30 protein-coding genes and 1 riboswitch are annotated in these 24,967 nt (G+C 36.1%); of the genes, 21 read left to right on the top strand and 9 right to left on the bottom strand.

The annotated features are described in order from the left end of the window. Positions 1-3: 3 nt before the first annotated feature. The 5 genes from glpF to AC1Q8M_RS01545 all read left to right on the top strand — a co-directional run bounded on the left by glpF (position 4) and on the right by AC1Q8M_RS01545 (position 5,361). Complete coding sequence (glpF, locus tag AC1Q8M_RS01525; protein ID WP_001272195.1) at positions 4-825, top strand: glycerol uptake facilitator protein GlpF; 822 nt, start codon at positions 4-6, stop codon at positions 823-825. A gap of 13 nt (positions 826-838) precedes the next feature. Further along, a complete protein-coding gene (gene glpK / locus AC1Q8M_RS01530; RefSeq protein ID WP_098365642.1) occupies positions 839-2,329 on the top strand; it encodes a glycerol kinase GlpK in 1,491 nt (496 codons plus the stop codon). Positions 2,330-2,462: 133 nt separating this feature from the next. Beyond that, positions 2,463-4,145 carry an aerobic glycerol-3-phosphate dehydrogenase gene (glpD, locus tag AC1Q8M_RS01535; RefSeq protein WP_000672829.1) on the top strand — a complete coding sequence of 561 codons (1,683 nt, stop codon included), beginning with the start codon at positions 2,463-2,465 and terminating at the stop codon, positions 4,143-4,145. Between the two features lie 114 nt (positions 4,146-4,259). Beyond that, entirely contained in the window at positions 4,260-4,592 is a 333-nt protein-coding gene (locus tag AC1Q8M_RS01540) for a PadR family transcriptional regulator (protein WP_141533114.1), read from the top strand. After that, complete coding sequence (locus AC1Q8M_RS01545) at positions 4,585-5,361, top strand: VanZ family protein (protein ID WP_001288377.1); 777 nt, start codon at positions 4,585-4,587, stop codon at positions 5,359-5,361. The genes AC1Q8M_RS01540 and AC1Q8M_RS01545 overlap by 8 nt, the downstream gene beginning before the upstream one ends. Before the next feature lie 439 nt (positions 5,362-5,800). On the opposite strand, the gene AC1Q8M_RS01550 is transcribed toward AC1Q8M_RS01545, so the two are convergent. Further along, positions 5,801-5,965, bottom strand: coding sequence for a hypothetical protein (locus tag AC1Q8M_RS01550; RefSeq protein ID WP_000561154.1), 165 nt, complete (start codon positions 5,963-5,965; stop codon positions 5,801-5,803). Between the two features lie 280 nt (positions 5,966-6,245). Between AC1Q8M_RS01550 and AC1Q8M_RS01555 the strand changes: the two genes are divergently transcribed. From AC1Q8M_RS01555 to AC1Q8M_RS01565, 3 genes are read left to right on the top strand one after another with little or no spacing between them, the layout of a single operon-like run. Next, the gene (locus AC1Q8M_RS01555; protein ID WP_000344008.1) at positions 6,246-6,779 is read left to right on the top strand and encodes a sigma-70 family RNA polymerase sigma factor; all 534 of its coding nucleotides are present in this window, start codon (positions 6,246-6,248) and stop codon (positions 6,777-6,779) included. 4 nt (positions 6,780-6,783) lie between these two features. Next, the gene (locus tag AC1Q8M_RS01560; protein WP_000390151.1) at positions 6,784-7,191 is read left to right on the top strand and encodes a PadR family transcriptional regulator; all 408 of its coding nucleotides are present in this window, start codon (positions 6,784-6,786) and stop codon (positions 7,189-7,191) included. Between the two features lie 7 nt (positions 7,192-7,198). Continuing rightward, on the top strand, positions 7,199-8,464 hold the full coding sequence (locus AC1Q8M_RS01565) for an FtsW/RodA/SpoVE family cell cycle protein (RefSeq protein ID WP_000037416.1): 1,266 nt from the start codon (positions 7,199-7,201) through the stop codon (positions 8,462-8,464). 4 nt (positions 8,465-8,468) lie between these two features. Here the strand turns inward: AC1Q8M_RS01565 and helD are convergent, their stop codons facing one another. Next, positions 8,469-10,805: an RNA polymerase recycling motor HelD gene (helD, locus tag AC1Q8M_RS01570; protein ID WP_025118253.1), complete on the bottom strand. Its 2,337-nt coding sequence runs from the start codon at positions 10,803-10,805 to the stop codon at positions 8,469-8,471. 277 nt (positions 10,806-11,082) lie between these two features. On the opposite strand from helD, the gene AC1Q8M_RS01575 reads away from it, so the two are divergent. Further along, positions 11,083-11,328, top strand: coding sequence for a hypothetical protein (locus tag AC1Q8M_RS01575; protein WP_064532783.1), 246 nt, complete (start codon positions 11,083-11,085; stop codon positions 11,326-11,328). Positions 11,329-11,531: 203 nt separating this feature from the next. Here AC1Q8M_RS01575 and prsA read toward each other — a convergent pair whose 3' ends face one another. Both prsA and AC1Q8M_RS01585 read right to left on the bottom strand, forming a co-directional pair. Beyond that, positions 11,532-12,401, bottom strand: a complete 870-nt coding sequence (gene prsA, locus AC1Q8M_RS01580) for a peptidylprolyl isomerase PrsA (protein WP_098365644.1) — start codon at positions 12,399-12,401, stop codon at positions 11,532-11,534. Between the two features lie 424 nt (positions 12,402-12,825). Continuing rightward, on the bottom strand, positions 12,826-13,020 hold the full coding sequence (locus tag AC1Q8M_RS01585; RefSeq protein WP_000172690.1) for a hypothetical protein: 195 nt from the start codon (positions 13,018-13,020) through the stop codon (positions 12,826-12,828). A 115-nt stretch (positions 13,021-13,135) separates the two neighbouring features. Between AC1Q8M_RS01585 and AC1Q8M_RS01590 the strand changes: the two genes are divergently transcribed. Beyond that, positions 13,136-13,471, top strand: a complete 336-nt coding sequence (locus AC1Q8M_RS01590; RefSeq protein ID WP_000383655.1) for a DUF1878 family protein — start codon at positions 13,136-13,138, stop codon at positions 13,469-13,471. A gap of 5 nt (positions 13,472-13,476) precedes the next feature. Here the strand turns inward: AC1Q8M_RS01590 and AC1Q8M_RS01595 are convergent, their stop codons facing one another. The 3 genes from AC1Q8M_RS01595 to AC1Q8M_RS01605 all read right to left on the bottom strand — a co-directional run bounded on the left by AC1Q8M_RS01595 (position 13,477) and on the right by AC1Q8M_RS01605 (position 15,311). Beyond that, complete coding sequence (locus tag AC1Q8M_RS01595; RefSeq protein WP_000834924.1) at positions 13,477-14,034, bottom strand: HTH-type transcriptional regulator Hpr; 558 nt, start codon at positions 14,032-14,034, stop codon at positions 13,477-13,479. Between the two features lie 298 nt (positions 14,035-14,332). Beyond that, entirely contained in the window at positions 14,333-14,695 is a 363-nt protein-coding gene (locus AC1Q8M_RS01600; RefSeq protein ID WP_000030302.1) for a YtxH domain-containing protein, read from the bottom strand. A gap of 181 nt (positions 14,696-14,876) precedes the next feature. Further along, positions 14,877-15,311, bottom strand: coding sequence for an HIT family protein (locus AC1Q8M_RS01605; protein ID WP_001016835.1), 435 nt, complete (start codon positions 15,309-15,311; stop codon positions 14,877-14,879). A gap of 559 nt (positions 15,312-15,870) precedes the next feature. On the opposite strand from AC1Q8M_RS01605, the gene ecsA reads away from it, so the two are divergent. The 3 genes from ecsA to ecsC are packed head-to-tail and all read left to right on the top strand — an operon-like array spanning position 15,871 to position 18,539. Further along, on the top strand, positions 15,871-16,614 hold the full coding sequence (gene ecsA, locus AC1Q8M_RS01610) for an ABC transporter ATP-binding protein EcsA (protein ID WP_001292597.1): 744 nt from the start codon (positions 15,871-15,873) through the stop codon (positions 16,612-16,614). Then, entirely contained in the window at positions 16,607-17,818 is a 1,212-nt protein-coding gene (gene ecsB / locus AC1Q8M_RS01615; protein WP_098365645.1) for an ABC transporter permease EcsB, read from the top strand. Before ecsA ends, ecsB begins: the two co-directional genes overlap by 8 nt. Positions 17,819-17,831: 13 nt before the next feature. After that, the gene (gene ecsC / locus AC1Q8M_RS01620; protein ID WP_000634126.1) at positions 17,832-18,539 is read left to right on the top strand and encodes an ecs operon protein EcsC; all 708 of its coding nucleotides are present in this window, start codon (positions 17,832-17,834) and stop codon (positions 18,537-18,539) included. A 40-nt stretch (positions 18,540-18,579) separates the two neighbouring features. On the opposite strand, the gene AC1Q8M_RS01625 is transcribed toward ecsC, so the two are convergent. Continuing rightward, a complete protein-coding gene (locus tag AC1Q8M_RS01625; protein WP_081252839.1) occupies positions 18,580-18,705 on the bottom strand; it encodes a YjcZ family sporulation protein in 126 nt (41 codons plus the stop codon). 155 nt (positions 18,706-18,860) lie between these two features. Between AC1Q8M_RS01625 and AC1Q8M_RS01630 the strand changes: the two genes are divergently transcribed. The 7 genes from AC1Q8M_RS01630 to AC1Q8M_RS01660 all read left to right on the top strand — a co-directional run bounded on the left by AC1Q8M_RS01630 (position 18,861) and on the right by AC1Q8M_RS01660 (position 23,352). After that, a complete protein-coding gene (locus tag AC1Q8M_RS01630; protein ID WP_016082590.1) occupies positions 18,861-19,442 on the top strand; it encodes a TetR/AcrR family transcriptional regulator in 582 nt (193 codons plus the stop codon). A 2-nt stretch (positions 19,443-19,444) separates the two neighbouring features. Next, the gene (locus AC1Q8M_RS01635; RefSeq protein ID WP_000783808.1) at positions 19,445-19,612 is read left to right on the top strand and encodes a hypothetical protein; all 168 of its coding nucleotides are present in this window, start codon (positions 19,445-19,447) and stop codon (positions 19,610-19,612) included. Positions 19,613-19,691: 79 nt separating this feature from the next. Further along, positions 19,692-20,168 (top strand): PH domain-containing protein, encoded by a 477-nt coding sequence (locus AC1Q8M_RS01640; RefSeq protein WP_000371358.1) that lies wholly within the window; start codon positions 19,692-19,694, stop codon positions 20,166-20,168. Continuing rightward, positions 20,161-21,612 (top strand): PH domain-containing protein, encoded by a 1,452-nt coding sequence (locus tag AC1Q8M_RS01645; protein WP_086422223.1) that lies wholly within the window; start codon positions 20,161-20,163, stop codon positions 21,610-21,612. Before AC1Q8M_RS01640 ends, AC1Q8M_RS01645 begins: the two co-directional genes overlap by 8 nt. A 199-nt stretch (positions 21,613-21,811) precedes the next feature. Further along, a complete protein-coding gene (locus tag AC1Q8M_RS01650; protein ID WP_000625399.1) occupies positions 21,812-22,465 on the top strand; it encodes a DUF975 family protein in 654 nt (217 codons plus the stop codon). Between the two features lie 180 nt (positions 22,466-22,645). Continuing rightward, on the top strand, positions 22,646-23,089 hold the full coding sequence (locus tag AC1Q8M_RS01655; protein WP_071713728.1) for a hypothetical protein: 444 nt from the start codon (positions 22,646-22,648) through the stop codon (positions 23,087-23,089). After that, positions 23,086-23,352 (top strand): CPCC family cysteine-rich protein, encoded by a 267-nt coding sequence (locus AC1Q8M_RS01660; RefSeq protein WP_000877837.1) that lies wholly within the window; start codon positions 23,086-23,088, stop codon positions 23,350-23,352. Before AC1Q8M_RS01655 ends, AC1Q8M_RS01660 begins: the two co-directional genes overlap by 4 nt. Before the next feature lie 73 nt (positions 23,353-23,425). On the opposite strand, the gene AC1Q8M_RS01665 is transcribed toward AC1Q8M_RS01660, so the two are convergent. Then, positions 23,426-23,809, bottom strand: a complete 384-nt coding sequence (locus AC1Q8M_RS01665; protein ID WP_000714567.1) for a hypothetical protein — start codon at positions 23,807-23,809, stop codon at positions 23,426-23,428. 331 nt (positions 23,810-24,140) lie between these two features. On the opposite strand from AC1Q8M_RS01665, the gene AC1Q8M_RS01670 reads away from it, so the two are divergent. Next, on the top strand, positions 24,141-24,677 hold the full coding sequence (locus AC1Q8M_RS01670; protein WP_492334112.1) for a TetR/AcrR family transcriptional regulator: 537 nt from the start codon (positions 24,141-24,143) through the stop codon (positions 24,675-24,677). A gap of 172 nt (positions 24,678-24,849) precedes the next feature. Beyond that, a riboswitch (cyclic di-GMP riboswitch) is annotated at positions 24,850-24,942 on the top strand. Positions 24,943-24,967 lie beyond the last annotated feature (25 nt).

Consider the following 24,967-nt stretch of genomic DNA (forward strand, 5'->3'; position numbering starts at 1 on the left):
ACTATGTCAGCATTTTTAGGAGAGTTAATAGGGACTGCGTTGTTAATCGTACTTGGTGGCGGCGTTTGTGCTGGTGTAAGTTTAAAGAAGTCGTTTGCGAAAGATTCTGGTTGGATTGTAATTACAATGGGCTGGGGCTTGGCGGTAGCGGTTGCAGCATATGCGGTTGGATCAATTAGTGGGGCACATTTGAATCCAGCTTTAACAATAGGATTAGCATTTAAGGGAGCGTTCCCATGGAGTGACGTACCTGGGTATATCGCAGCACAAATGATTGGGGCAATTATCGGGGCAGTTATCGTATATTTACATTACTTACCACACTGGAAAGAAACAGAAGATCCAGGAACAAAGTTAGGTGTATTTGCAACAGGTCCAGCAATTCCGAACACATTTGCAAACCTTTTAAGTGAAATGATTGGAACATTCGTTTTAGTATTTGGTATATTAGCAATTGGTGCAAATAAATTTGCAGATGGATTAAATCCATTTATCGTAGGTTTCTTAATTGTAAGTATTGGTTTATCATTAGGTGGGACAACAGGATACGCAATTAACCCAGCGCGTGATTTGGGTCCGCGTATCGCACACTTCTTCCTTCCGATTGCAGGAAAAGGCGGTTCAAACTGGAAGTATGCATGGATTCCAGTAGTTGGTCCAATTTTAGGTGGATCACTTGCAGGTTTATTCCATCAAGTTGTATTTGAAGGAAAACAAAATTCAGCACTTATTTATGTGATTATCGCAACTGTGATTGTACTAGCAATCTCTTATATGACAAGTAAAAAAAGCGGAAGCAATACAAATAGTAGAAAAGTAGCATAAGGGGGAAACCGATATGAAAAAATATATTCTTTCATTAGACCAAGGAACAACAAGCTCACGCGCAATTCTTTTCAATAAAAAAGGTGAAATTGTTCATTCAGCTCAAAAAGAGTTTACACAACATTTTCCAAAGCCGGGCTGGGTAGAGCATAATGCACAAGAAATTTGGGGATCTATTTTAGCAGTTATCGCAACTTGCTTAAGCGAAGCAGATGTAAAACCAGAACAAATCGCTGGTATCGGTATTACGAACCAACGTGAAACAACGGTTGTCTGGGATAAAACAACTAGTAAACCAATTTACAACGCAATCGTATGGCAATCTCGCCAAACAGCTGAAATTTGTGATGAGTTAAAAGAAAAAGGTTATAGTGAAATTGTTCGCGAAAAAACAGGTCTTTTAATTGATGCATACTTCTCTGGTACGAAAGTAAAATGGATTTTAGATAATGTTGAAGGTGCAAGAGAGAAAGCAGAAAACGGGGATCTATTATTCGGAACAATTGATTCATGGCTTGTATGGAAACTATCTGGTGGTAAAGCACACGTAACAGATTACTCAAACGCATCACGTACGTTAATGTTTAACATTCACGACTTACAGTGGGATGATGAGCTTCTAGACATGTTAACAGTACCAAAGAGTATGCTTCCAGAAGTACGTCCATCATCTGAAATATATGGAGAAACAATTGATTACCACTTCTTCGGTCAAAATGTACCGATTGCAGGTGTAGCTGGTGACCAACAAGCAGCTTTATTTGGACAAGCTTGTTTCGGTGAAGGTATGGCGAAGAATACTTACGGAACTGGTTGCTTTATGTTAATGAACACAGGTGAAAAAGCAGTAGCTTCTGAGCACGGTCTATTAACAACGATTGCATGGGGAATAGATGGTAAAGTGAACTACGCATTAGAAGGAAGTATTTTCGTAGCAGGTTCTGCGATTCAGTGGTTACGTGACGGAATGCGCATGTTTAAAGATGCAAGTGAGAGTGAAGTATATGCCTCTCGCGTTGAATCAACTGACGGTGTATACGTTGTACCAGCATTCGTTGGACTAGGAACACCTTATTGGGATAGTGAAGTACGCGGCGCTATGTTTGGTGTAACACGCGGTACGACGAAAGAGCATTTCATTCGTGCAACGCTAGAATCTTTAGCTTACCAAACGAAAGATGTATTATGCGCAATGGAAGCAGATTCAGGTATTGAACTGAAAACATTACGCGTTGATGGCGGAGCGGTTAAAAATAACTTCTTAATGAAGTTCCAAAGTGATATTTTAGATGTTCCTGTAGAGCGTCCAGTGATCAACGAAACGACAGCTTTAGGTGCAGCATACTTAGCTGGTCTTGCGGTTGGATATTGGAAAAACCAAGATGAAATTAAATCACAGTGGCATATGGACAAACGCTTTGAACCAACGATGGAAGCGGAAACAAGCGAAGAGCTATATGCTGGATGGAAAAAAGCAATTGAAGCAACAAAAGCTTTCAAATAATCATAAACAGTGTTATAATGGTGACAAGTTAATAATTCGGTAGGAGATTTGGAGAGACCACAACGCGCTATAGAGGCGAAATCTATAGCGGAGTTTGTGGTCTCTTTTTTCGTTATCAAAGGGAGGAATTACCATGAAATTTTCAAGTAAACAACGTAAAGACGTATTAAACGGAGTAAATAAACAAGAGTTAGATGTGATCGTAATTGGTGGAGGTATTACTGGTTCTGGTATTGCATTAGATGGAGCAACACGCGGGTTATCAACAATTGTGTTTGAAATGCAGGACTTTGCAGCAGGTACATCAAGTCGTTCAACGAAGCTTGTACACGGTGGTCTACGTTATTTAAAACAACTTGAAGTGAAAATGGTAGCAGAGGTGGGTAAAGAGCGCGCGATCGTATATGAGAACGGTCCCCATGTAACAACACCAGAGTGGATGTTACTTCCGTTCCATACAGGCGGTACGTTCGGATCATTTAGTACATCAATTGGTCTTCGTGTATACGACTTCTTAGCAGGTGTAAAACGAAGCGAGCGCAGAAAGATGTTTAACCGTGAAGAAACGCTAAACAAAGAGCCTCTTGTAAAAAAAGAAGGATTAAAAGGCGGCGGTTACTACGTAGAATATCGTACAGACGATGCGCGTCTTACAATTGAAGTAATGAAAGAAGCAATTGAGCATGGTGCGAAAGCTGTTAACTACGCAAAAGTAGACAGTTTCTTATATAAAGATGGAAAAGTATGCGGTGTACGTGTAATCGATTTACTAGACGGTGAAGTATATGAAGTTTACGGTAAGAAAATTGTAAACGCAGCTGGTCCTTGGGTAGATACACTTCGTGAAAAAGATAACTCGAAAAAAGGAAAAGTACTTCAGTTATCAAAAGGTGTTCACTTAGTAATTGATCAAAAACGTTTCCCACTCGGGCAAGCAATTTACTTCGATACACCAGATAAACGTATGGTGTTCGCGATTCCTCGCGGAGGAAAAACATACGTAGGTACAACAGATACGTTCTATGATAAAGACGCAGCTGTACCACAAATGACAACAGAAGATCGCACATACATCATTAATGCGATTAACTACATGTTCCCAAGCGTGAAAATTACAGAGAAAGACATTGAATCAAGCTGGGCTGGTGTACGTCCGTTAATTTATGAAGAAGGTAAGAATGCATCTGAAATTTCTCGTAAAGATGAAATTTGGACTTCTGAATCTGGTTTAATTACAATCGCAGGTGGTAAATTAACAGGATACCGTAAAATGGCTGAAATGGTAGTAGATTACGTAACGAACTTACTACAAAAAGAAGGTCATAGCGCATATCCGAAGAGCGATACGAAACATATGCCAATCTCTGGTGGACATGTAGATGGTTCACACGGATTCCCAGCATTTGTTGCGAAAAAAGCAGACGAAGGTACAAAATCTGGTTTAACGAAAGTACAAGCAGAAGAGTTCGCGAAATTCTACGGCTCTAACGTTGATGTACTGTTCGACTTAGCGAAAAAACATAAAGAAGAAGCGAAAGAATACAACATGCCGCTTGAAGTTCTAATCCCACTTGTATACGCAATGGATTACGAAATGACAGCAAAACCAGTTGACTTCTTCGTACGCCGCAGAGGCGCTGTATTCTTCAACATCCACTGGGTATACGAGTGGAAAGAAGCAGTAATCAACTACATGGCTGCGAAACTAGGCTGGAGCAAAGAAGAACAAATGAAATATACAGCTGAACTAGAAAAAGCACTAACAGACGCTGTAATTCCTGTAGATCAACAAGAACAGGCGGCTGCGTTAGCATAAAATAGAGAACCACCTGAAGGGGAGCCTTTAGGTGGTTTTTTTATGGGTTATTTTTCTAACTATGTTGTATAACGACATATGTTGTTATACTATGTATATAAGGTGGTGGTATTGTTGGACAAAGAAATCTTGAAGGGAAGTATAGATATTTTATTACTTTCTATCGTTGCAAAACGTGATACATACGGCTACGAAATAGCTCAAAGTTTAAAGGATGCAAGTGAAGATTTGTATAGTATGGGACAGGGAACTTTGTATCCTGCTTTAAAGCGATTAGAGAAAAAGGAGTTTCTTGAATCTTATTGGAATGAATCTGAGAATGGGATGAAAAGGAAATTCTATACTATTACAGATAAAGGGAAAAAAGAATTGCAGAAGAAAGTGAACTCTTGGGAGAGTGTAACAGCATTAATTCAAGCTTGTCAGAAAGGAGTTATTTATGAGTGAATTTGATGAGTATATTAAGTCTATTTTAGCCTATTCAGAACTTAGTGATATTGAACAGGATGAGTTATTTCTAGAAATGTATGATCACTTGAACAGCTTGAAAGAAGAATATATGGAACAAGGTATGAATGAAAAAGAAGCGATTTATAAAGCGATTCAAAGTTTTGGAGAATCAAAAGTTATTGGCGTAGAGATTAATAAATCGGTATACGAAGTTCCTAGGCCATTAAAGGTATTATCAAAAATTTTATGTATTCCTTATATAATCATTTGTTTTATTGTCTTTTTAGGAACGTTTATTTCAACTTCTACATTTGACTCTGTTCGCAGTTTGACAGGTGGTGGGACTGTCTATCATCCCATTGAATTTTGGCAGCAATTTTTACATATATCTGATTTAGAAACGTTATTACAACTTTTTGGAATAACACTTTGGCAAGTTAAAGATTTTATTGCACATCCAGGTCCTTGGGGAAACTCAACTTATTGGTTAAGCGTTTTACAACATATAATATTAGTAGTTCCATTCGGATTTTTCGTTCCAGTGCTGATTAATAAAGTGACTAACTATAAGAAAGCTCGTAAGTGGTATGTTATGACCTTTCTTGTTTGGGAGATATTACATTTACTAACTTTGTCTGATGTTTTTGATGTGTGGCGGATTGCTATAAATATGCTCGGTGCGTCGGTAGGATATCTTTTATTTATAAGCATAATGCAACTGGATAATAAATTTAGGGTTATGCGAAAGAAGATATTTGAAAATTAGCTCGCTATTCTGTAGTTTAAATTATACAAATTTAATTTGATGGTAATAGAGTATCGCTGAAAACATAGGTACTATGTAGTGAGAGGATTTTTTATATTCGTAATAGGTGTTGTTCCTTGTTTAATCCTACTGTTATGAAGCGGGTCCATAATCCGTCTTTATTGGTGCTATAAATGATGAGAGCGGCACAGCTGAACTAGAAAAAGTCTAGATCAACAAGAGCAGGCAGCTGCGTTAGCGTAAAATAGAGAACCACCTGAAGGGGAGCCTTTTAGGTGATTTTTTCTCTTGACTAAAAATAAATAAAATGTGTTACAATGATGATAGAGTATTTAGTGTGAATTTTGCATAAAATAAAAAAGACAGAAGCCTGAGAAACTTCTGCCTTTGTAACCTAACTTGCTATTGTGGTAGTAGGTGCGGTTATAAGACAATTACATTAACGTTTTAGCCGAGAACCGCCCTTACCTTTTCCACGAAGCAGGGTGGTTCTCGCTTTTTTGTATACAGAAATTAGCCATGGACCGACGTATCTTCTACCGATGACAACGCCAGCTCCGGTTAGGATACCATACACTAATTTAATTACAAACATCGCGATCATATTATCACCTCCCCCTTTTTTCAAAATGGAAGAGATGATTACCACACCTACTAGTTATAGCTTATTAAGTTACGTATTCATTGTATTATGTTTTAAAATAGGGAACTAGATATATGGATGAAAATTCCTAGTTTTTAAGCAGAGCATTAGTGTCAGGGGACAAGAAGTAAATAAATATTCATAAAAAAACGGTATGGACATTACCATCCGTATTTTTTTATGTATTTATAAAACTTTTCCATACAGTGCGTCGTCTAATATATGGGAAGGAGGAAATGATGTGGATGAATTAACGATAGAAGCGTTTGAAATAGAAGATAAGGAGGAACTTATCGACGAAATAATGAACAAGTATGGGCAAGAAGTCCTGCAGCTTGTGTATTCATATGTGAATAATAAAGAGATTGCGGAGGATGTAACGCAAGATATATTTGTAAAATGTTATAAATCTCTTCATACATATAAAGGGAAATCGAATGTGAAAACGTGGTTATGGAGAATTGCGATTAATCAATGTAAGGACTATATAAAAAGTTGGTATAACAAAAAGGTAATCGTTACAGAGGATGAATTTGCGTATATTGGGATTCAAAATGATAGTGTCGAACAAACTGTCATTCAAAATGCGGAGGATAGTAGGTTGGCTTCTGCGGTAATGAGTTTACCGATAAAATATCGAGAAGTCATTTATCTATTTTATTATGAAGAATTATCAATTAAAGAGATTGCTACAGTAATAGAAGTAAAGGAAAACACGATAAAAACGAGACTGAAAAAAGCGAAGGAGCTTTTGAAGAAAGGATTGGAGGAATAATCAAATGGAAGATCGATTAAAAGGCTTGCGAAAATCAATGGAGAACACAACGTTTAAACATTTGAGTTTTTCTGATCAGCACCAGAAGCAGGTGCGCGAAAAAATTAAGCAATCGTCCGAAAAGGAAGAAGATATCCTTTTAGCAGTGTTACAACTTCTTATGAATGAAAAAACGGGTTATGAATTGATGCAGTTGCTAAGAGGGAGAGGGATTCAAAAATTCGAAGGTGGTGAAGGGTCTCTATACACTTTATTACATCGTCTAGAACAAAATCGCTTTATCCAATCTAGCTGGGATCACGCGGGAGCTAAATATTATCAATTAAATGATAAAGGAAATAAAATGCTGCGAAAGGCAGAGAAGAATGCTACGAAGGCACGATTTATATTAAAAGGATTAGTACAGGAGTGAGAAAAAATTGAGCAAAAAAGGGGAGCGTTTTTTAAAAGAAGTTACGAACCATATTAAATCAAAAGAAGCAAAGGACTTGGTGGCAACAGAACTAGACTTTCACTTGAAACAGACGAAGAATATGTGGATAGAGAAAGGCTTAAGTGAGGAAGTTGCTGAAGATAAGGCTGTTGAACAAATGGGAAGTCCAATTAAGCTTGGCCAGGAACTTAATAAACTACATAAGCCAAAGGTTGATTGGTTCTTAATTGGTTTATTAGTGGCTGCGATGGGGCTAGGATTTTTGCCAGTTATAGCTTTTGGATATACGAATGATGTAATAATGAATAAGGTGATATTTGTTATTCTCGGTGTTGTAACAGCTTTTGGGATGATGCTGATTGATTATCGGAAATTAGAGAGAATGGGAGGGTTGTTTTACACAATCGGGGTACTCATTCTGTTAATGCTATACTGTTTTCCGAACGCTTCGTTGACTGGAGAACCGTTAATAAAAATCGGTCCTATTGAAATTGATTGTTTAATAGCAGTACCGTTCTTTTTTCTAGCGTGGGCGTCTTTTTTCAATAATAGTAGGTTAAAGGTTATGCATCTTGTGGTTTTATATTTATTTTCTTTGTATTTATTTTTGATTGTATCAACCCTTTCGTCAATTTTTGTTTATATGACAATGGTATTCGTTATGCTTTGGTGGAGTAAGTTAGGAAAGAAAACGGCGTTGATTATTACGATTGTACCCATTTGTTTATTTATTATCAGGGCATCGGTATCCTGGTCTTCAGGATATCACTTAGATAGAATTTTAGGGTATTTAAATCCGGAGAGTGATGCAGGTGGTGCAGGATTTATGTATATACGTTTAAAAGAGGTAATGTCGTCGGCTGGTTGGTTTGGTACATCTGGAGATACAAAATTCATTCCTGCTGCGGATACTGATTTTGTATTTGCAAGTTTGACTTACTATTATGGGTATTGGCTTGCGCTAGTTCTTATCTTCGTGCTTTCTCTTTTTGTAGCAAGATTAATAGTCATATCTTATAAAATAAATGATCGGTATGGTAAATTGCTGCTCGCTGGTGGAGTGACTCTTTTTGTATTCCAATTCATTTATAATGTTGGAATGATACTAGGATTATTGCCGCATGCTGCTATATCCTTACCTTTTATTAGCTACGGATTAACGCCAACTGTATTTCATGCGCTTATAATGGGGATCGTGCTGAGTGTGTATAGGCGTAAGGATATTTCAATTAGAATGAGAAAAACACCTTGAATCATCAAGGTGTTTTCGTTATAAGCTTAAAACTCTCCGAATTAGCCCCAAGCACAAAAGGACTAACCTCGCCAACACTATAAAGTTGCAACTCATGCATCGCGCGCGTACAAGCAGTGTAGAACAATCTACGTACGCTCTCATCACTGTATACATCTTCAGAAGCATCATAAATAATAACAGCGTCAAATTCAATACCCTTCGCTAAATAAGCAGGGATCACGACAATACCTTGCTCATACTCGGCTGAGTTACTCTTCACGAGTTTAATATTCTCGATATGACGGAGTGCTTCGTATGCAGCGGCGCTTTCAGTTGCGGATTTACATATAATTGCGATTGTATTGTGATTTTGTTTTTGTAGTTCGGTAACTTTTGTAGTAATATGCTCGTGCAGTTCGCTGTAATCAGCTACTTTCGTTACTGTAGGTTTCTCGCCGTCGCGTTCAAAGGCGTGAATGTTCTTCCCTTCCGGTACGAGAGCACGTGTAAATTCAATAATCGGTTTTGTTGAGCGGTAGCTACGAGTTAAGTTAATACCGTTCGTTTCATCTGGTCCGTATAAGCTAGTAAGTGTATTGAAATTCACTGCCTCACTCGCATGGGCAAATATCGCTTGGTTAAAGTCTCCGAGTACCGTCATTCTTGCAGCAGGGAAGAGACGTTTTAAGAACTCGAACTGAAACGGAGAATAATCTTGCGCTTCATCTACGAGTACGTGTTTAATCGATCTGTTCGTTTGGAAGCCTTCAATTAATTCTTTTAAAAGTAAAAATGGAGTCGCATCCTCGTAATATAGCTTTCCTTCATCAAGCATGTTCACCGTTAGAGAGCAAATGTCATCCCATTCTTTCGGTTTTTCTCCAGTAACCCATGATGCGTCTGTGAAGAGTTGTTTATAGATTCCTGTGAAATTGATGAAGCGCAGTGTTTGAACGCCTTTACGAAGCGGCTTCAATTTTTTGCGGACAATCATACGTCCCAGGACTTTCGTTTCTTTCTCATAGTCATTAAAAGAGTTGTCGTCAAACTCGCCTTTTTTCTGCAAGTATTTATAAGCCTTTTGATATTCATCTTTACTAAGTAATTCAATTTCTTCTTCTACCCAAGGCTTTTTCAGTTCTGCTTTTTCAAGTGCATCTATTTGTTTATTTAGCCAATCCGTTAACTTCTCAATTCGACTATGGAAGCGGAGGGAGGAGTCAGTATTGTAAAATTGCTCTGTAATTTCTTTAGCTGAGGCGATCAGTTTCCCTCTAAATTTCATTCCTCTAAATAGCATGCCTGAAGTTTCAAGAGATTGTCTGTACGCTTTAATCATTTCGAAAAATTGAGTGGATGCTTTAAATCGGATGCTCGCATTTCTAATTTTGTAATTTGCGCTATTTGTTTCAGTTAGCATATATTCTAATTGTTCGTAAGGATCTTCCACATCAAATGACTTACTTAGTCTATGGTTTAAATATTCTTGGAATGTTACTTGCTGCATATTTTCTTCACCGAGTTCAGGTAGTACGTTAGAAACGTAGCTATTGAACATAGAGTTAGGGGAAAAGAGAATAATTTGATCCGCTTTTAGCCATTCGCGATATTTATATAGTAAGTAGGCGATTCGCTGCAGGGCAGCTGATGTTTTACCACTACCAGCAGCTCCTTGAACGATAAGGAGTCGGCCTTCATCGTGACGGATAATTTCATTTTGCTCACGCTGAATCGTAGCGACGATGCTCTGCATATGTTTGTTTGTACCTTTTCCGAGCGCTTGTTGCAGAATTTCATCACCGATTGTGAGGCTCGTATCGAACATGGAATCAATCTCGCCATTTTGAATAATGTATTGTAATTTTTTCTCCACATTACCGCGAATTACGCCGCCTGGTGTGTTGTATTCAGCCGGTCCTGGTGGATAGTCGTAATAAACACTTGAAATTGGGGCGCGCCAGTCATAAATAAGAAAGTTTTCTCCGCTTGCATCAGTAAGGGTAGAAACACCGATATAGATTTGTTCTGCGGCAGGTTCGCCTTCTTCAGTAAAATCGATGCGTCCGAAGTAAGGTGCTTTTTGCATGCGTCGCAGCGCGGCAAGTCGATTAAAGGTGTGTTTATGGGTGATTTGTGTAACAGCTAGTGACTGAGCTTGTTGTCTTAAGTTGATAACTGTTTCAAGGTAATCATCAAAAGTATCTGTATTCACTTTAACGTCATCCCAGAAGTGTTTACGGATGTTGATTACTTCTGCCCGGCGTCTGCCAGTTTCGTTTTCCAGCTTATCAATTTGCTGCGTAATCGTTTCGATTACGGTATCCAATCGTTTTTGCTCTAGATCAAGTTTTTTGTTCATACGTAAGCACTCCTTTAAAAGTGAAAAATAGAGGTTGACTGAAGAAAGGTTTTGTTGTACAATTAAGATACGGATAAATACGTTCTGTGTATTTTAGAAAACGTGTTTCTGTACTAATTTAACATAGTTTCTTAATTTAATCAATAATGATGAGATAAACCCTTGGTTCCACGCGTTGTGAATCAAGGGTTTTTTGTTTTTCTGTAAGAAATAATTGCAATTTTGCCGAGGATAATCTAAGTAAAGTATAGAAACAATCAGGAATAGGGGGATACTGATGGGAAAATATTTTGAGGAAGCACATCGTTTTTGTTCTCGTAATAGAAAGCACTTAGAAAAGGATGTTATATGTGGTTGTTTCTATTGTTTAGAAATTTTCCATCCAGAAAAAATTACAGAGTGGTGGGATGATGATAACACAGCAGTTTGTCCGCATTGTGGGATTGACTCTATTATAGGGGAAAGTTCAGGATTTAGAATCACAGAAATGTTTTTAAGTGAAATGCATAAAAGATGGTTTTAGTTAAACGAATGACAAAATAAACTTTCGGTAACGAAGATAGTGTAAAACTAACTAAGATTTTACACTATCCATAAAATGAAAAAGACGTTATCCTTTCTATAGAATCGAAGAGTCAATCATGTAATTTCATTTACCCAATCTGTACACAATTTCCCTCTGGAAGAGGGGACATAAAAAAGCTCGGGCTTAGCCCGAGCTTTTCATTATTTCTTTTCGTCTTTTTTCTCGTCAGCTTTTGGCTCTTTGAAAAGATCTTTTAAATCTTTATCGTCAACTTTTACGTCAGCTTTTTTGATTTCTTTCATCATAAGATCGTTCATGAATTGTGCATCTTGTACTTTTTCTTGAGCTAGTGATTTTTTAATATCAGCTTTTGCTTTATCGAAATTTGCATCTGCGTGATTATCAGTTACTTTGATGATATGGTAACCGAATTGTGTTTTTACAGGTTCGCTTACTTCACCTTTTTTCAACTTTTGAGCTGCTTCTTCAAATTCTTTTACCATTTTCCCTGGTCCGAAGAATCCTAAGTCGCCACCTTTTTCTTTTGAGCCTGTATCTTCAGAGTATTGTTTTGCTAATTCTTCGAAAGATTTACCTTGAGCAAGTTCATCTTTCACTTTTTTAGCAGTTTCTTCATCTTTTACAAGGATATGACTTGCTTTAATTTCTTTTTTATAATCCTCGAATTTTGCTTTTACATCTTTATCGGTAATTGCTTGTTCAATCGCTTTTTCTTGAGCTAATTGAGCACGTACATTATTCTTTAACGTTTTTTCTGTAACACCTGGTTGTTTCAATAGTGTATCGAATTGATCACCGAATTGTTTTTTCATTTCATCGTACTTTTTGTCTACATCTTTGTCTTCAATTTTGTAGTTGTTAATAAGTACTTTTTCCATAACCATGTTGTTTAGTACTTGTTTACCAGCTTGTGTCTTCATTTGATCGTAGAATTCTTCTTTTGTAATGTCACCAGCTTTAGATGTAACGATTTTGTCTGATGATGATGTTCCACATGCTGATAATGCGATTACACTTGTTGCGGCTAATGCAAGCATAGCTTTCTTCATTCGATAAACACTCCTACTATTATGTATTTTTAATTTATCCTACACCGATGAATTTTAAATTCATAAGAGCCCGATTAAGTCTCACTGATACTTTTGCTTTTTTGTATTGGTAAAGCGCGCTTAACAGGGCTTACCGTGGCTGAGGATAAAGTTTTGATGAATGTTTTGTTCTATAGTATAAGCAATATGTACAAAATTTAATATATCATATTTCGACGCGTTTTCATATTGATAAAGAAAAATTAACCAGTACGTGTCAGATTTTGAAAGTGTGCCATATTGGGCGTATGCCGCATATACAGAATAGAGGAGGGGATGGGGATGAATTCTCAACTTATTTTATTACTTGTACTGTTTATTTTATTGGTTATTGTAGGTATAATTTGCTTATAGAGGAAAAAAGTGAGGAAGGGGCTTTCCTTCCTCACTTTCCATGAAATATAATTTCTATATAACTAGAAATTAATAAAATTGTTATACATACATTAATAACCCGAAAGACACCGGGCTGGCGGCTCGCAGCTATTTGTTTTCGTTCACACAGTGTATGTGTCATGAAATTCGTGTAAAATATAACAAGAAGTGCGAATGCGACAAAAACAACTGTTATAAGTGTCATGAGGCGAGACCTCCTTTTGGCTAAAATACATATACATATATTGTATCACACGATATTTTGTTCGTGTTACAAAATTCAGAAATAGAAGACTTTGTGTTAGAAAGTGAGGGAGAAAATGGACGTTGTTAGAAGATTAGAACAAGCTGAATACTACGTAGACCTACTATTTAAAATGATTGATGAAGAGAAGTGTCCATTTTATTCTTTGATCATAAAGAAAAAAGCTCGTAAAAAAGATATTGAACGTATACTAAATCTTTGTGAAAAACTGAACGAGCAATATGTAGTGGAGAAAGCAGAAGGGCTTCTTTTGTTCGATGCGCTGTTAGATCAATTTGAAAAAGCGCTTCCACATCAGCTCGAAGTACACGAAACTGCGGAAGCGCTAGCAAAACAAGGTTTATTTAAGCCGCTTATGAATGAATTCTTAAGCATGATTGCGAAAAAATAAATAGATTATTTCTTAACTAACTTTTGATCGGATTCTGTAAAGTTCTCTTCAATATCTTCTAATGATTTCTCAAAAATATCGATAAAGTCTTGTCCGTAAATATTACGCAGGATTGCAATCAGTTCGATATTTTCTGGGAACTTCCCATAAAAATTACGAAGTGCAAGAGCCCCATTAAACACTGAATTATTTTCAGGATCATACTCCTCCATTAAGCGAAGTAGTAATTCTTCCCCTTTGTCTGTAATTTCAATGTACGTATTTCGTTTATCATCTTCCTTTTTTGAGAATACAAGATAGCCGCGTTCTTCCAGCTTTTTCGAGAAGTTAAACGCTGTTGATACGTGCATAACTCCAAACTTAGCAATCTCAGAAATAGAAGCCCCTTTTAAATGATAAGCGATTGTTAAAATATGATGTTCATTAATATTTAAATCGTAAGGTTTAATCCACTGCTGCCAATCTTTCTCTACACATTTCCATAACGCTTTCGATAATTGAGCAATGCGTTGGCTGAAAATCATCGCTTCTTTTACCGAGTAATCTTTTTCTCCACTTTTCATTTACTCACCCACTTTAACATTCTTTTTCATTACTATCTATTATGCCAGTAAAATAAAAATTAATAAAGTCTTTTTGTAAGAATTGTGAAAATTTTTTAACAAAATGACATTCTATACAAATCATGCATAACTATGGAAGCGTTTTATGAGTCATGAATACATGCGTTGTCCTTACATGTTAATTGATAACATATATTGTAAATGCATAAAAACACGGCATATCTATACGATATGCCGTGTCAAGGTCAATTTATATAAAAAATATTTGTTATATGCAAAAAACTAAGCAGGAATTTGTTTACGCTTTTTCTGGAACAGCTTCTTGCAGTTTCTCAATTGACTTTTGGATGTCCAAAATTTCTTTCTCAATATGGCGCTTGTTTTGAGAAATATCTTGTTTCCAGTTAGAAAGCGTGTCTTGCATGTCATCTTTTAATTCTTGGAACACTTCTTTACCTTCTGAAGCAGTTTCAACAATTTGACGCTTTAATAATTTCGTATCAGCTGTAATATCAGCTAAAGTCTTTTTAATATCATTTCCTTTTTCTTTTAACTTGCCGCGCATGTCTTTACCAGAAGAAGGAGTTGAGAAAAGAACGGCTAGTCCTGCAACTGCTCCCCCGCAAATAACACCTGTAATAAAGGATTTAGCTTTTGACATAAAAGGAGACCTCCTTATTTTTTGTTCGTATTCATGATGTAAAACAATATGCATATCTTTCTTATATGTGCTATGCACAAAAAAATCATCCCTGAGCATTTTAAGAGAAGAAACAAGCCATGCGGAATTTGATGACTTCAGGGAAGTGGCTTGTTATGTATTACGCCTTCTTATAGTGTCATTATTTCACACTATTTGCAATTGTACTTGCGATGTTTTGTAAATTTTCCATAGTGTATTCATTTTGGTGTGATTTCCAAACAGCACCGAAACCATCTTTTTCACCGTAGCGTGGAATTAAATGAAGGTGGAAGTGGAACACAGTTTGTCCAGCTTTTTCACCGTTATTGTTAAGTAGGTTAAAGCCAACTGGATTAAACTCTGCTTTAATCGCATTTGCGATTTTTGGAACGACAGAAAAAATGTGTGATGCGATTTCTGGCGTTAACGCAAAAATGTCTTGTTTGTGAACTTTCGGAATAACAAGAGTATGTCCTTTTGTTACTTGACTAATATCTAAAAATGCAAGCACATGTTCATCTTCGTATACTTTTGAGCAAGGGATTTGCCCGTCAATGATTTTACAAAAAATACAATTGTCTGCTGTATGATTCATTGATCTCATCCTTTCAAATATCCTTAGCCGTATTTTACCATAATTACATAAGAGAACAAACACGAAAAACAGGAAGCTGACTCAGCTTCCTGTTTTCTGAAGAGGGATTGAAAAAGCATTATCGTAATTTACGTTTCGCAGACACCTCATTTATTTAAGAAATGCACGGTAAATCGGCTAAAGTTTCTGCCGTAGACACCCCATTTTCAAGTGAAATGAATTGCAATCTTTCATAAAAGGAAATTGTTTATTTTTTAAAACAGTATATGCTCTTTCGGAGACACCCCGTTTCTAAAATGAAACAAATGATCTGGTTATGTGTAAATTTCTTTGTCCAACATGGACACCCCATTTCATGATGACTTAACTATGTTGTTGTACTCATCAATTGGTGGTCGCTTTTTCAATGTGTTCCTTCTTCACTAATTATGATGTCCGCTTTCGTAAAAATATATGCTAATAAATTTAATTTTTTTTTAAGACATCGATACTATGTAGTACAGCGCCATTTTTGGTAAGATGAATATAGAATGAATACTAATGAAGAAAGTGGTGTCGTATGAGCGAGTTATTGCGTGTAGAAAATGTTACAGGAGGATATACGAAACGACCTGTATTAAAAGATGTTTCGTTCTCTGTTAATAAAGGCGAACTTGTCGGCTTAATCGGTTTAAATGGAGCTGGTAAAAGTACGACGATTAAACATATTATCGGTTTAATGGAACCGAAAAAAGGAACTGTCACAATTAATGGGAAAACAATTCGTGATGATATGACAGCATACCGTTCTAGTTTTTCGTTCATCCCAGAAACACCTGTATTATATGATGAGCTAACGCTAGAAGAACATTTGAAGCTAACAGCGATGGCGTACGGTGTCGATGAAAAACAATATGAAGAACGTGTAGGACAACTATTACATGAATTTCGCATGAAAAATCGTTTAAAATGGTTTCCATCTCATTTCTCAAAAGGGATGAAACAAAAAGTAATGATTATGAGCGCGTTTTTAGTTGAGCCATCTCTTTACATAGTAGACGAACCTTTCGTTGGATTAGATCCGTTAGCAATTCAATCACTTCTTCAAATGATGGATCAAATGAAAAAGAGTGGCGCCGGCATTTTAATGAGCACACATATTTTAGCGACGGCAGAGCGTTATTGTGATTCGTTCATTATTTTGCATCAAGGTGAAGTAAGAGCGAAGGGAACATTAGCTGAACTACAATCACAGTTTAATATGCCGGGTGCAACGTTAGATGATATTTATATTGCATTAACGAAGGAAGAAGACTATGAATAGCACAGCATTATGGAAAGAACGATTTCGTCACTTTCTAAAAGAAGTTCGTACATATAGTAAATACGTATTTAATGATCATTTGAAATTTATTTTTGTATTTATCATCGGCGCAGGAGCGTATTATTACCAGCAATGGTTACAAACGTTAACACCTTCGTTTCCGACAGCGCTTGTTATGGCAGTGTTGCTTGGACTCGTGTTAACAGCTGGATCCATTCAAACGTTATTAAAAGAAGCGGATCTCGTTTACTTACTGCCAGTTGAAGAAAAGTTAAAACCTTACTTCACCAAGGCATTTCTTTTTACATTTATGATTCAGTTATACATAATTGCAATCGTAGCAGCTGCGCTTGCTCCGTTATACTTCCAACAAATGAAGCAAACAGGTGCTGGCTACATATGGATCGTACTCGCATTCGTCATTGTAAAAGCGTGGAATTTATTTGTAGCGTGGGAAAAGTCATTTTTAACAGATCAAAATATACAAAAGGCTGATTGGTTTATTCGTTTTATCTTAAACGGTTTATTTGTATATTTCCTTGTAGAACGTAATTCAGTTCTTGTTATTGGCGGAATCGTTCTGCTCATGGTGTTATATCTTGCTATCATGCATCAAATGGTAAAAGGAAAGCCGCTAAACTGGGAGTATTTAATTTCTGAAGAAGGTAAGAAAATGATGCTGCTGTACCGAATTGCGAATATGTTCGTTGATGTACCAGCATTAAAAGAGAGAGTAGCACGCAGAAAATGGCTTGATTTCATTCTGTCGATGATAGGCGAAAAGCGTACATATTTATACTTATATACGAGAACTTTCTTAAGATCTGGTAATTATTTTGGCTTATATGTGCGCCTGCTTGCTCTTGGCGGAGTTATCCTTTACTTCATTCCGTTTTTATATGGACGATTTATCGTAAGCCTTATCTTCCTATACTTAATCGGTTATCAGCTATTAACTTTATGGAAACATCACCGCATGAAAATTTGGCTTGATTTGTACCCAGTAAAGGTAGATGAAAAGAAGAAAGATTTTCTTACTTTATTAAATGCGATTCTAATCATCGGGAGCGTAATCTTTACAGTGATATTTGCACTTGCGACGAAAGATTTCATGATGACGGGAATTTTACTAGTCGTAAGCATAGTATTTAGTATCGGTTTCGTTTATCAATACGGGGCAAAACGTATTGAGCGTTTAAATTGAAGGGAATGAACCTATGATTACATATGAAGAAAAGGTTATAAAAGAACTGGAGCAGTGGAAAGCTACATTCATGAAAGATTCTTCTATGATGACACGGTTCTCAAAGAAAGTGCAGACGAAAGTACAACAGCTTATTCCGGCGAAAGTGCAAAAAGTATTAACAGAAACGATTCGGATGATGGTACAAACAATTAGCGCCGGATCAAACTTTATAAAGCCGAAATTAAAAGAGACGAACTGGTCATTGCAAAGACGAGACGATGAAGTACGTAAAAAAATGGATGAGTACAAAAAAATAGCAGCGGCAGAAGGAGCAGGGACGGGAGCAGGCGGTATTCTCCTTGGCCTTGCTGACTTTCCGCTTTTACTCGGCATTAAAATTAAATTTTTATTCGATGCAGCAACATTGTACGGATTTGATACGAGCGACAAAGAAGAGCGCCTTTTTATCCTTCACGTTTTCCAGCTTGCCTTTTCAAGTGACGACCACCGAAAAGAAATATGGAAAGCAATCGAAACATGGGATACAGAAGAAGAAAATCATATGGACTGGGAAAAGTTCCAAACAGAGTACCGAGACTATATCGATTTAGCAAAAATGCTTCAGCTCGTACCCATAATCGGTGCCCCAGTCGGCGCGTATGCGAACTATCAATTACTGCAAAGACTTGGGGAAGTAACGATGAATTGTTATCGTATGCGGTTGCTGAATAGGGATTAAAAAGAAGGCGTCCTACATGTGTAATGTAGGACGCCTTTTCTTAGAAGCTAAGTCCGATATAGCTAACTCCAACTATAATCAATACGATAAAAAGTACAATGATTAATGAAAATCCGCTCTTACCAGTTTGTCCCGCTTCACCGCCGCCATTACCACCAAGTCCCATATGATATCCTCCTTATTGTTATATATTGCTTTTACTTTATAACTTTCTGTATTTTCCAATAAATACCTTATGTAGTGCTAACTAAATTGAAAATCATTTCGTTTTGTTTTATAATCCACTTACCGACCGGTAAGTAAAAATAAGTGAGGTACAATATGACGAAGAATTTACAAACATCGCAGAACATTGTAGAGGCATCATTTAAACTTATGGCAGAACACGGCATTGAGAAGATGAGTCTTTCCATGATTGCGAAAGAGGTAGGTATTTCAAAACCGGCTATTTACTATCATTTTTCTTCTAAAGAAGCGTTAGTTGATTTTTTATTTGAAGAGATTTTTTCTGATTATCATTTTGCAAATTACTTCGATAAAGAGCAGTATACGAAAGAAAACTTTGCAGAAAAGCTAATCGCAGATGGTTTACATATGCTCTCTGAGTATGAAGGGCAAGAAGGAATACTGCGCGTTATCAATGAATTTATCGTAACTGCATCGCGAAATGAAAAGTACCAGAAACGTTTATTTGAAATACAAGAGGATTTCTTACATGGTTTCCACGATTTATTGAAGAAAGGCGCGAGACTGGGCGTTGTGTCACAACATGAAACGGAAGAAAATGCTCATACGCTAGCGCTTGTGATCGATAATATGAGCAACTATATGCTCATGGGATTCCATTTAAAGTATAAAGAAATTTGGATTCGAAATGTGAAAAACGTCATGAAGGAGGAGTAAAGATGAAAATGCAAAAAAACTGGTGGCTCGGTTTTCTTGGATTTATTGGGATTTATAAAATACCAGGTATGATTGAAGCTTTTCAAGCGGATGGAAGTTGGATGAAGTTAATCGGTTTCATTTGGTTACTTTGGTTCGGATATTTTATTCCTGAGAAGAAAGAAGATTAAATTTCAATTTTCTGTAAAGTTATGTAAAATGTAGATTAAGAGTATTCATATATTAGATTACTAGATTTGGAGTGGTTACATGGATCCATTGAAAAATGAAATTCACCCTGACATGGTCAAGGTGTGGAAAGTTCGTGCTGTAATTGAAGAAGGGATCGGTATACTCGTCATTTTAGCTTACCTTTTCCTCATGATAAAGTTTGATTGGTGGGCGTGGATTTTGTATGTAATGATTGGGCTGACAGTTGTGTTCGCACCATTTTCGTACTTCTTATTCCCGAAACTACGTCAACGTTATTACAGCTACCAACTAAATGAAGAAGAGCTTGAAATTCAGCATGGTCTTTTTGTCGTAAAGCGCGTATTAGTACCGATGATTCGTGTGCAGCACGTAACGATTGAACAAGGACCAATTATGAGAAAATATGGCTTAGCAGAATTACACATTTCAACAGCAGCAACTTCTCATAGCATCCCAGGCTTAACGATGTATGAAGCAGAAATGTTGAAAACGAAAATCGCAGAATTAGCGAAAGTGAGTGATGAGGATGTATAAGAGGCAGCATCCAATCACGATGTTATTAGAATTAAAAATAACAGATTTTATACCACTCATTATTTTCATGTTTAGCTTAAACGGAAAATTCCCGTTTTGGTATTTAATTCCCGCAGCATTTGGTTTACTCACCGTTTTTTCAGCATTTGAAAAATGGTATTACACAACATATTGGGTTGAAAATAACGTATTACATGTGAAAAAAGGTCTCTTCGTGAAAAAGGAGAGCTACTTAAATAAAGAACGTGTTCAAACGATTAATACAAGTTCTAACGTACTATATCAAATGCTCGGTTTAAAAAAAATTCAGATTGAAACAGCTGGTGGGGGCGATGAAGCAGAAGTTAGCTTAGCTGGTATTACGGCAGAAGAAGCTGCGGAGCTTATTACTTTGCTAAATGAGCCAACTCCAGAAGTGAAAGCAGAAGGAACGTTAGACGAAGCAACAGAAAATGTAGTAGAAAAAGAAATTGTTACAGAAGAAAAACAAGCGACAGAATATAAATTAACTTGGAAAGAGATTTTATTAGCATCTGTTACATCTGGTCAATTTGGACTATTATTCTCTTTAATCTTTTTCGTTTATCACCAAGTAGATGAGTACATTCCGAAATGGATAGAGAATGGCGTAAAGTCGTATGTAATGGAACATGATATATATGGCTGGATTTTCATGGTAGCCATGTTACTCGTTCTTTCTTGGATTATATCTACAATCGGTTACGCGTTAAAACATGGCGATTTCACAGTGAATCGAAGAAATGACGAAGTCCGCATTTCGCAAGGATTGCTTGAGAAAAAAGAGCTCGTACTAAAATTGCATCGTATTCAAGGTATTACGATAAAAGAAAGTATTTTACGCCAACCATTCGGTTATTGTGCTGTGCAAGTAGAAGTCATTCAAAGTAAAGGAATGAGTGACGAAAAAGAAAAGGTTACACTGCACCCAATCATTCGAAAAGATCGAGTACAACAGTTACTCGCCCATTTACAATTACCATACGAACTGAATGCAAACATTATTGCATTACCAAAAGCAGCATTACGCCGCTATCTCATTGATAGTTTCATTTTCTTCGCAATGCTAGCAATCCCGTTTATTGGAATAAGTATATACTCTGAAAAGCACTTCATCATGTGGGCATTAATTCCGCTCGCGATCCTCATCTTTACACTTGGATACGCAACATTTAAAACAAATGGTTACAGTGTTAACGGAGAACAAATTACACTTGTCTATCGTAGCGTCGGAAAATATACAGGACTTATTAGAAGAAGACATGTCCAATCAATGGAGAAGACACAATCATATTTCCAGCGCCGTGCGGATTTATGTACGTATAAGTTTTCGAGTGCATCATCTAGTTATAAAATAGAGCATACGAGAGTAGAAGATGCGGAGAGAATGCAGAATTGGTATAAGAAGAAGTTAAGTGAGAAATAACTTGAGAAAGCTTGCCTATTATGAAGGGCAAGCTTTTTTGTTATAGGGAAAAGAGTCGTTTAATCCATATATTAGTACAACTACAGCACACATGTATCAATACGTATGCAAAAAGGAGTATGCTTCTATTTCAGGGGAATCTGTGGAATTTTTGATATAAATGGTATACTAAAATATAAATAGTATTAGGAGGTTATATATGATAAGTCAGTTGAAAAGAGAAGCGCTTGATGCATTAAAAGGAAGATGGGGATTAGCGGTAGGGGCAACTTTATTAATTGGAATCCTTATTGGAGCTGTTGAAATGCTAACAACAGGTATTTTCTCGATATTTTGGGGTTGGGAAGAGGCAAGTGATTCACTTACAGTAAGTATTATAGTAATGCTTGTTATTGGTCCATTAACAATAGGTGCCTATTATCTTGTTTTAAATGCAATTCGTGGGACTGATGCTCGCATTGGTCATATATTTAGATGGTTTAGCGATGGAAGTAAGTTGATGAAGTCGTTTTTAACATATTTACTAATGTATGTATACTTGACTCTATGGACATTACTTCTTATTATTCCAGGTATTATTAAATCATTTTCTTATTCTATGACATATTTTATTTTGAATGATCATCCAGAATATACAGCGAATCAAGCGATTACTGAGAGTCGTCATATGATGAATGGACATAAAATGGATTACTTTTTACTATGCTTAAGTTTCTTAGGCTGGTTCATATTAAGTATTCTTACTATAGGAATCGGTTTCTTATGGTTAGCACCGTATTTCTACGCGACATCAGCCGCATTTTATGAAGAGATTTCAAAAGAATATTATAAAAAAGAAGGCACTACTTTCTAATAACCACCTATCCCCTAAAGAATATAGGGCACAGATAGTTTAGATGTTCTGTTTAGGGGGGATTTCAGGATAAGGTATAGGTTTTTATATAAAAATTATGCCCTCTATGTTTTAGCATAGAGGGCTATTTTTTTTGTGAAAGTAATGAATAATATATGTGAAACAAAAAAAGTGAGGTGAATGAGAGTGAGCAAATTTTTAATACCGTATTCGTTTTCTATATTAAGTTTCTTTATTTCAGTAACGGCACTTGATTTATATGATAGGATGGGAAACAATAGTGAGCTGGTTTCGCCGAACATAATCGGTAAGATAATTCAATCTACTGCGCAAATGGGAGTCCTTACATTATATTTCGGAGTACCTATCATTTTAGGTGGCTGTCTACTTGGTGAGCTATTGTTTAGAGGTATCATTTTACGATTTAAACTAAGCTATATTCTATCTTTATTATTATATTTACTTTTAGCTTTTAGTATTGTTTCTGTAACGGTTGGAATTCCAACTACATATGAGGATTCTAATACTACTTTCATGGTAATAACTATGATTTGCGCTGTTACATTCTTTATGGGCCGGAATATATGGGAGAAAAAAGAAATGAATAATGGAGTGACAGAATGAAATATACATGTCCGTGCTGCGGGTATAGAACAATAGAAGAAGAACCACCAGGTACATATGAAATTTGTAATATATGTTACTGGGAAGATGATGAGGTACAGTTTAACGATCCTGACTTTGAAGGCGGGGCAAATGAAGTCTCGTTAAGACAAGCACAGAAAAACTTCATTGCATTTGGTGCTTGCGAGGAATGTTTTGTGAAATCAGTTAGAAAGCCGACTAGCGAAGATGTGAAGGATACTAGTTGGAAGCAAATTAGTTAAATAGATTTAAATAAAAATGTTATTACTCGATGTAACAAGAGTAATAACATTTTTTTATGTAATGATGAAAGAATTAACGGCGTCTTATAAGGTAAAATAATAAAGATGATAACGTAATAGGTAGGCCTGTTTCCAAAAAGGCTTCTAAATTAAAGGATAGAAAATATCGGTCGTTAAACAACATAAAGAAGAAATGATTGTAGGAAATACCTAACACTATAAATAAAGGAATACCGATTTTTAATTCGTGACTTCCTTTTATTTTTCTATAACAAAATTCGCCTATTAAACAACCGATAAGAACAGGAATACTTCCAAGAATTGAAAGCATAATAATAGATACCCAAATCGGCCCCCATGAATCCGCATAATTAGGAACGCTTGTATACTGTAAAACATTCACAATGATAGAAAAAAACAATAAGCATATTAAATAACTAATAGAAAATTTTTTCAATGGAATCATCCTTATAAAATTTCACTTTATTTTTATGAAAATATAAACCTCTTTAAATTATAGATTAGATGTATAAGGATAATCAATTTTTATACATTTCGTGTTTATGGATATATTTTCGATGAATATAAAAGTATAGATGTATAGTCAATGTTATGTATTTGATGTTATCATATTGAATGATATGGAAATTTTTAATGGAATAAGTAACTAAAAATTCAAAGGTAATGCAGCTTTTGTTGTATAAAGAAAATACTTAGTAGTAATCAACAATATTAAAAATAAGATTCGTATTTATATAAATTTAGTAGAAATGGGGTTTTAAAAAGGAATGAGTATCAGCATAACGCGGCAAAAGATTTTGGCGGCCGCTTCTCAAATTGTGCAATGTAAAGGGGGTGCTAAATTAACCTTAGAAGCAGTGGCAAAAGAGGCGGGTGTAAGTAAAGGTGGATTATTGTATCACTTTGCAAATAAAGAAGCTTTAATAGAAGGTATGATAGTCAGAGGGATAGAGGATAATGAGGGCGCTATTTACAATAAAGTAGCGGAAGACTCAGAGAGGAAAGGGAGATGGGTTCGCTCTTTTGTAGAGGAAAGATTAAGTAATGAGAGAAGAACAGAAGAGTTGTCTAGTAGTATGATGGCAGCATTCATGTTAAAACCTGAATTACTTGAGCCATTACAACAATCATTTCAGCAACTGCAAAAGAATATAGAAAACGATGAGATAGATTCAGTTTGTGCAACAATTATTAGATTAGCAGCAGATGGATTATGGTATTCGGAATATTTAGGGGTTGGCAGACTAAGCCCCGAGTTAAGAGAAAAAGTGATTCAAGCTCTTATTAGTAATTCATATAAATAGAATATACGAACTATATAATGCGAAAACAATTCACCATTACTTATTTAATGTAGTGGTGAATTGTTTTTTTTATTAGAAAAATAGAACAATTTTATAGAGTATTGAATTATAACCGTCCAGACGGTATAGTAATATTTGGTTTAAGAGGAAAATGAAACAAAAAAAGAATAAAAGATATTTTTAGCACACTATTCGAAAGGATAGGCCGCAAAGCTTAGAGTCTACGGTAATACATATTGGTTACTAAGATCGTCTGGTTGCACATTTTTGATGCAACCGGACGGTCTTTT

The organism is Bacillus sp. GW823-FHT06A10 (assembly GCF_058795375.1).

Coding starts and splice junctions, on each gene's coding strand:
- glpF (WP_001272195.1), top strand. CDS start 4: ATGTCAGCATTTTTAGGAGAGTTAATAGGGACTGCGTTGTTAATCGTA.
- glpK (WP_098365642.1), top strand. CDS start 839: ATGAAAAAATATATTCTTTCATTAGACCAAGGAACAACAAGCTCACGC.
- glpD (WP_000672829.1), top strand. CDS start 2,463: ATGAAATTTTCAAGTAAACAACGTAAAGACGTATTAAACGGAGTAAAT.
- AC1Q8M_RS01545 (WP_001288377.1), top strand. CDS start 4,585: ATGAGTGAATTTGATGAGTATATTAAGTCTATTTTAGCCTATTCAGAA.
- AC1Q8M_RS01550 (WP_000561154.1), bottom strand. CDS start 5,965: ATGATCGCGATGTTTGTAATTAAATTAGTGTATGGTATCCTAACCGGA.
- AC1Q8M_RS01560 (WP_000390151.1), top strand. CDS start 6,784: ATGGAAGATCGATTAAAAGGCTTGCGAAAATCAATGGAGAACACAACG.
- helD (WP_025118253.1), bottom strand. CDS start 10,805: ATGAACAAAAAACTTGATCTAGAGCAAAAACGATTGGATACCGTAATC.
- AC1Q8M_RS01575 (WP_064532783.1), top strand. CDS start 11,083: ATGGGAAAATATTTTGAGGAAGCACATCGTTTTTGTTCTCGTAATAGA.
- prsA (WP_098365644.1), bottom strand. CDS start 12,401: ATGAAGAAAGCTATGCTTGCATTAGCCGCAACAAGTGTAATCGCATTA.
- AC1Q8M_RS01585 (WP_000172690.1), bottom strand. CDS start 13,020: ATGACACTTATAACAGTTGTTTTTGTCGCATTCGCACTTCTTGTTATA.
- AC1Q8M_RS01590 (WP_000383655.1), top strand. CDS start 13,136: ATGGACGTTGTTAGAAGATTAGAACAAGCTGAATACTACGTAGACCTA.
- AC1Q8M_RS01595 (WP_000834924.1), bottom strand. CDS start 14,034: ATGAAAAGTGGAGAAAAAGATTACTCGGTAAAAGAAGCGATGATTTTC.
- AC1Q8M_RS01600 (WP_000030302.1), bottom strand. CDS start 14,695: ATGTCAAAAGCTAAATCCTTTATTACAGGTGTTATTTGCGGGGGAGCA.
- AC1Q8M_RS01605 (WP_001016835.1), bottom strand. CDS start 15,311: ATGAATCATACAGCAGACAATTGTATTTTTTGTAAAATCATTGACGGG.
- ecsA (WP_001292597.1), top strand. CDS start 15,871: ATGAGCGAGTTATTGCGTGTAGAAAATGTTACAGGAGGATATACGAAA.
- ecsB (WP_098365645.1), top strand. CDS start 16,607: ATGAATAGCACAGCATTATGGAAAGAACGATTTCGTCACTTTCTAAAA.
- ecsC (WP_000634126.1), top strand. CDS start 17,832: ATGATTACATATGAAGAAAAGGTTATAAAAGAACTGGAGCAGTGGAAA.
- AC1Q8M_RS01625 (WP_081252839.1), bottom strand. CDS start 18,705: ATGGGACTTGGTGGTAATGGCGGCGGTGAAGCGGGACAAACTGGTAAG.
- AC1Q8M_RS01630 (WP_016082590.1), top strand. CDS start 18,861: ATGACGAAGAATTTACAAACATCGCAGAACATTGTAGAGGCATCATTT.
- AC1Q8M_RS01635 (WP_000783808.1), top strand. CDS start 19,445: ATGAAAATGCAAAAAAACTGGTGGCTCGGTTTTCTTGGATTTATTGGG.
- AC1Q8M_RS01640 (WP_000371358.1), top strand. CDS start 19,692: ATGGATCCATTGAAAAATGAAATTCACCCTGACATGGTCAAGGTGTGG.
- AC1Q8M_RS01645 (WP_086422223.1), top strand. CDS start 20,161: ATGTATAAGAGGCAGCATCCAATCACGATGTTATTAGAATTAAAAATA.
- AC1Q8M_RS01650 (WP_000625399.1), top strand. CDS start 21,812: ATGATAAGTCAGTTGAAAAGAGAAGCGCTTGATGCATTAAAAGGAAGA.
- AC1Q8M_RS01655 (WP_071713728.1), top strand. CDS start 22,646: ATGAGAGTGAGCAAATTTTTAATACCGTATTCGTTTTCTATATTAAGT.
- AC1Q8M_RS01660 (WP_000877837.1), top strand. CDS start 23,086: ATGAAATATACATGTCCGTGCTGCGGGTATAGAACAATAGAAGAAGAA.
- AC1Q8M_RS01670 (WP_492334112.1), top strand. CDS start 24,141: ATGAGTATCAGCATAACGCGGCAAAAGATTTTGGCGGCCGCTTCTCAA.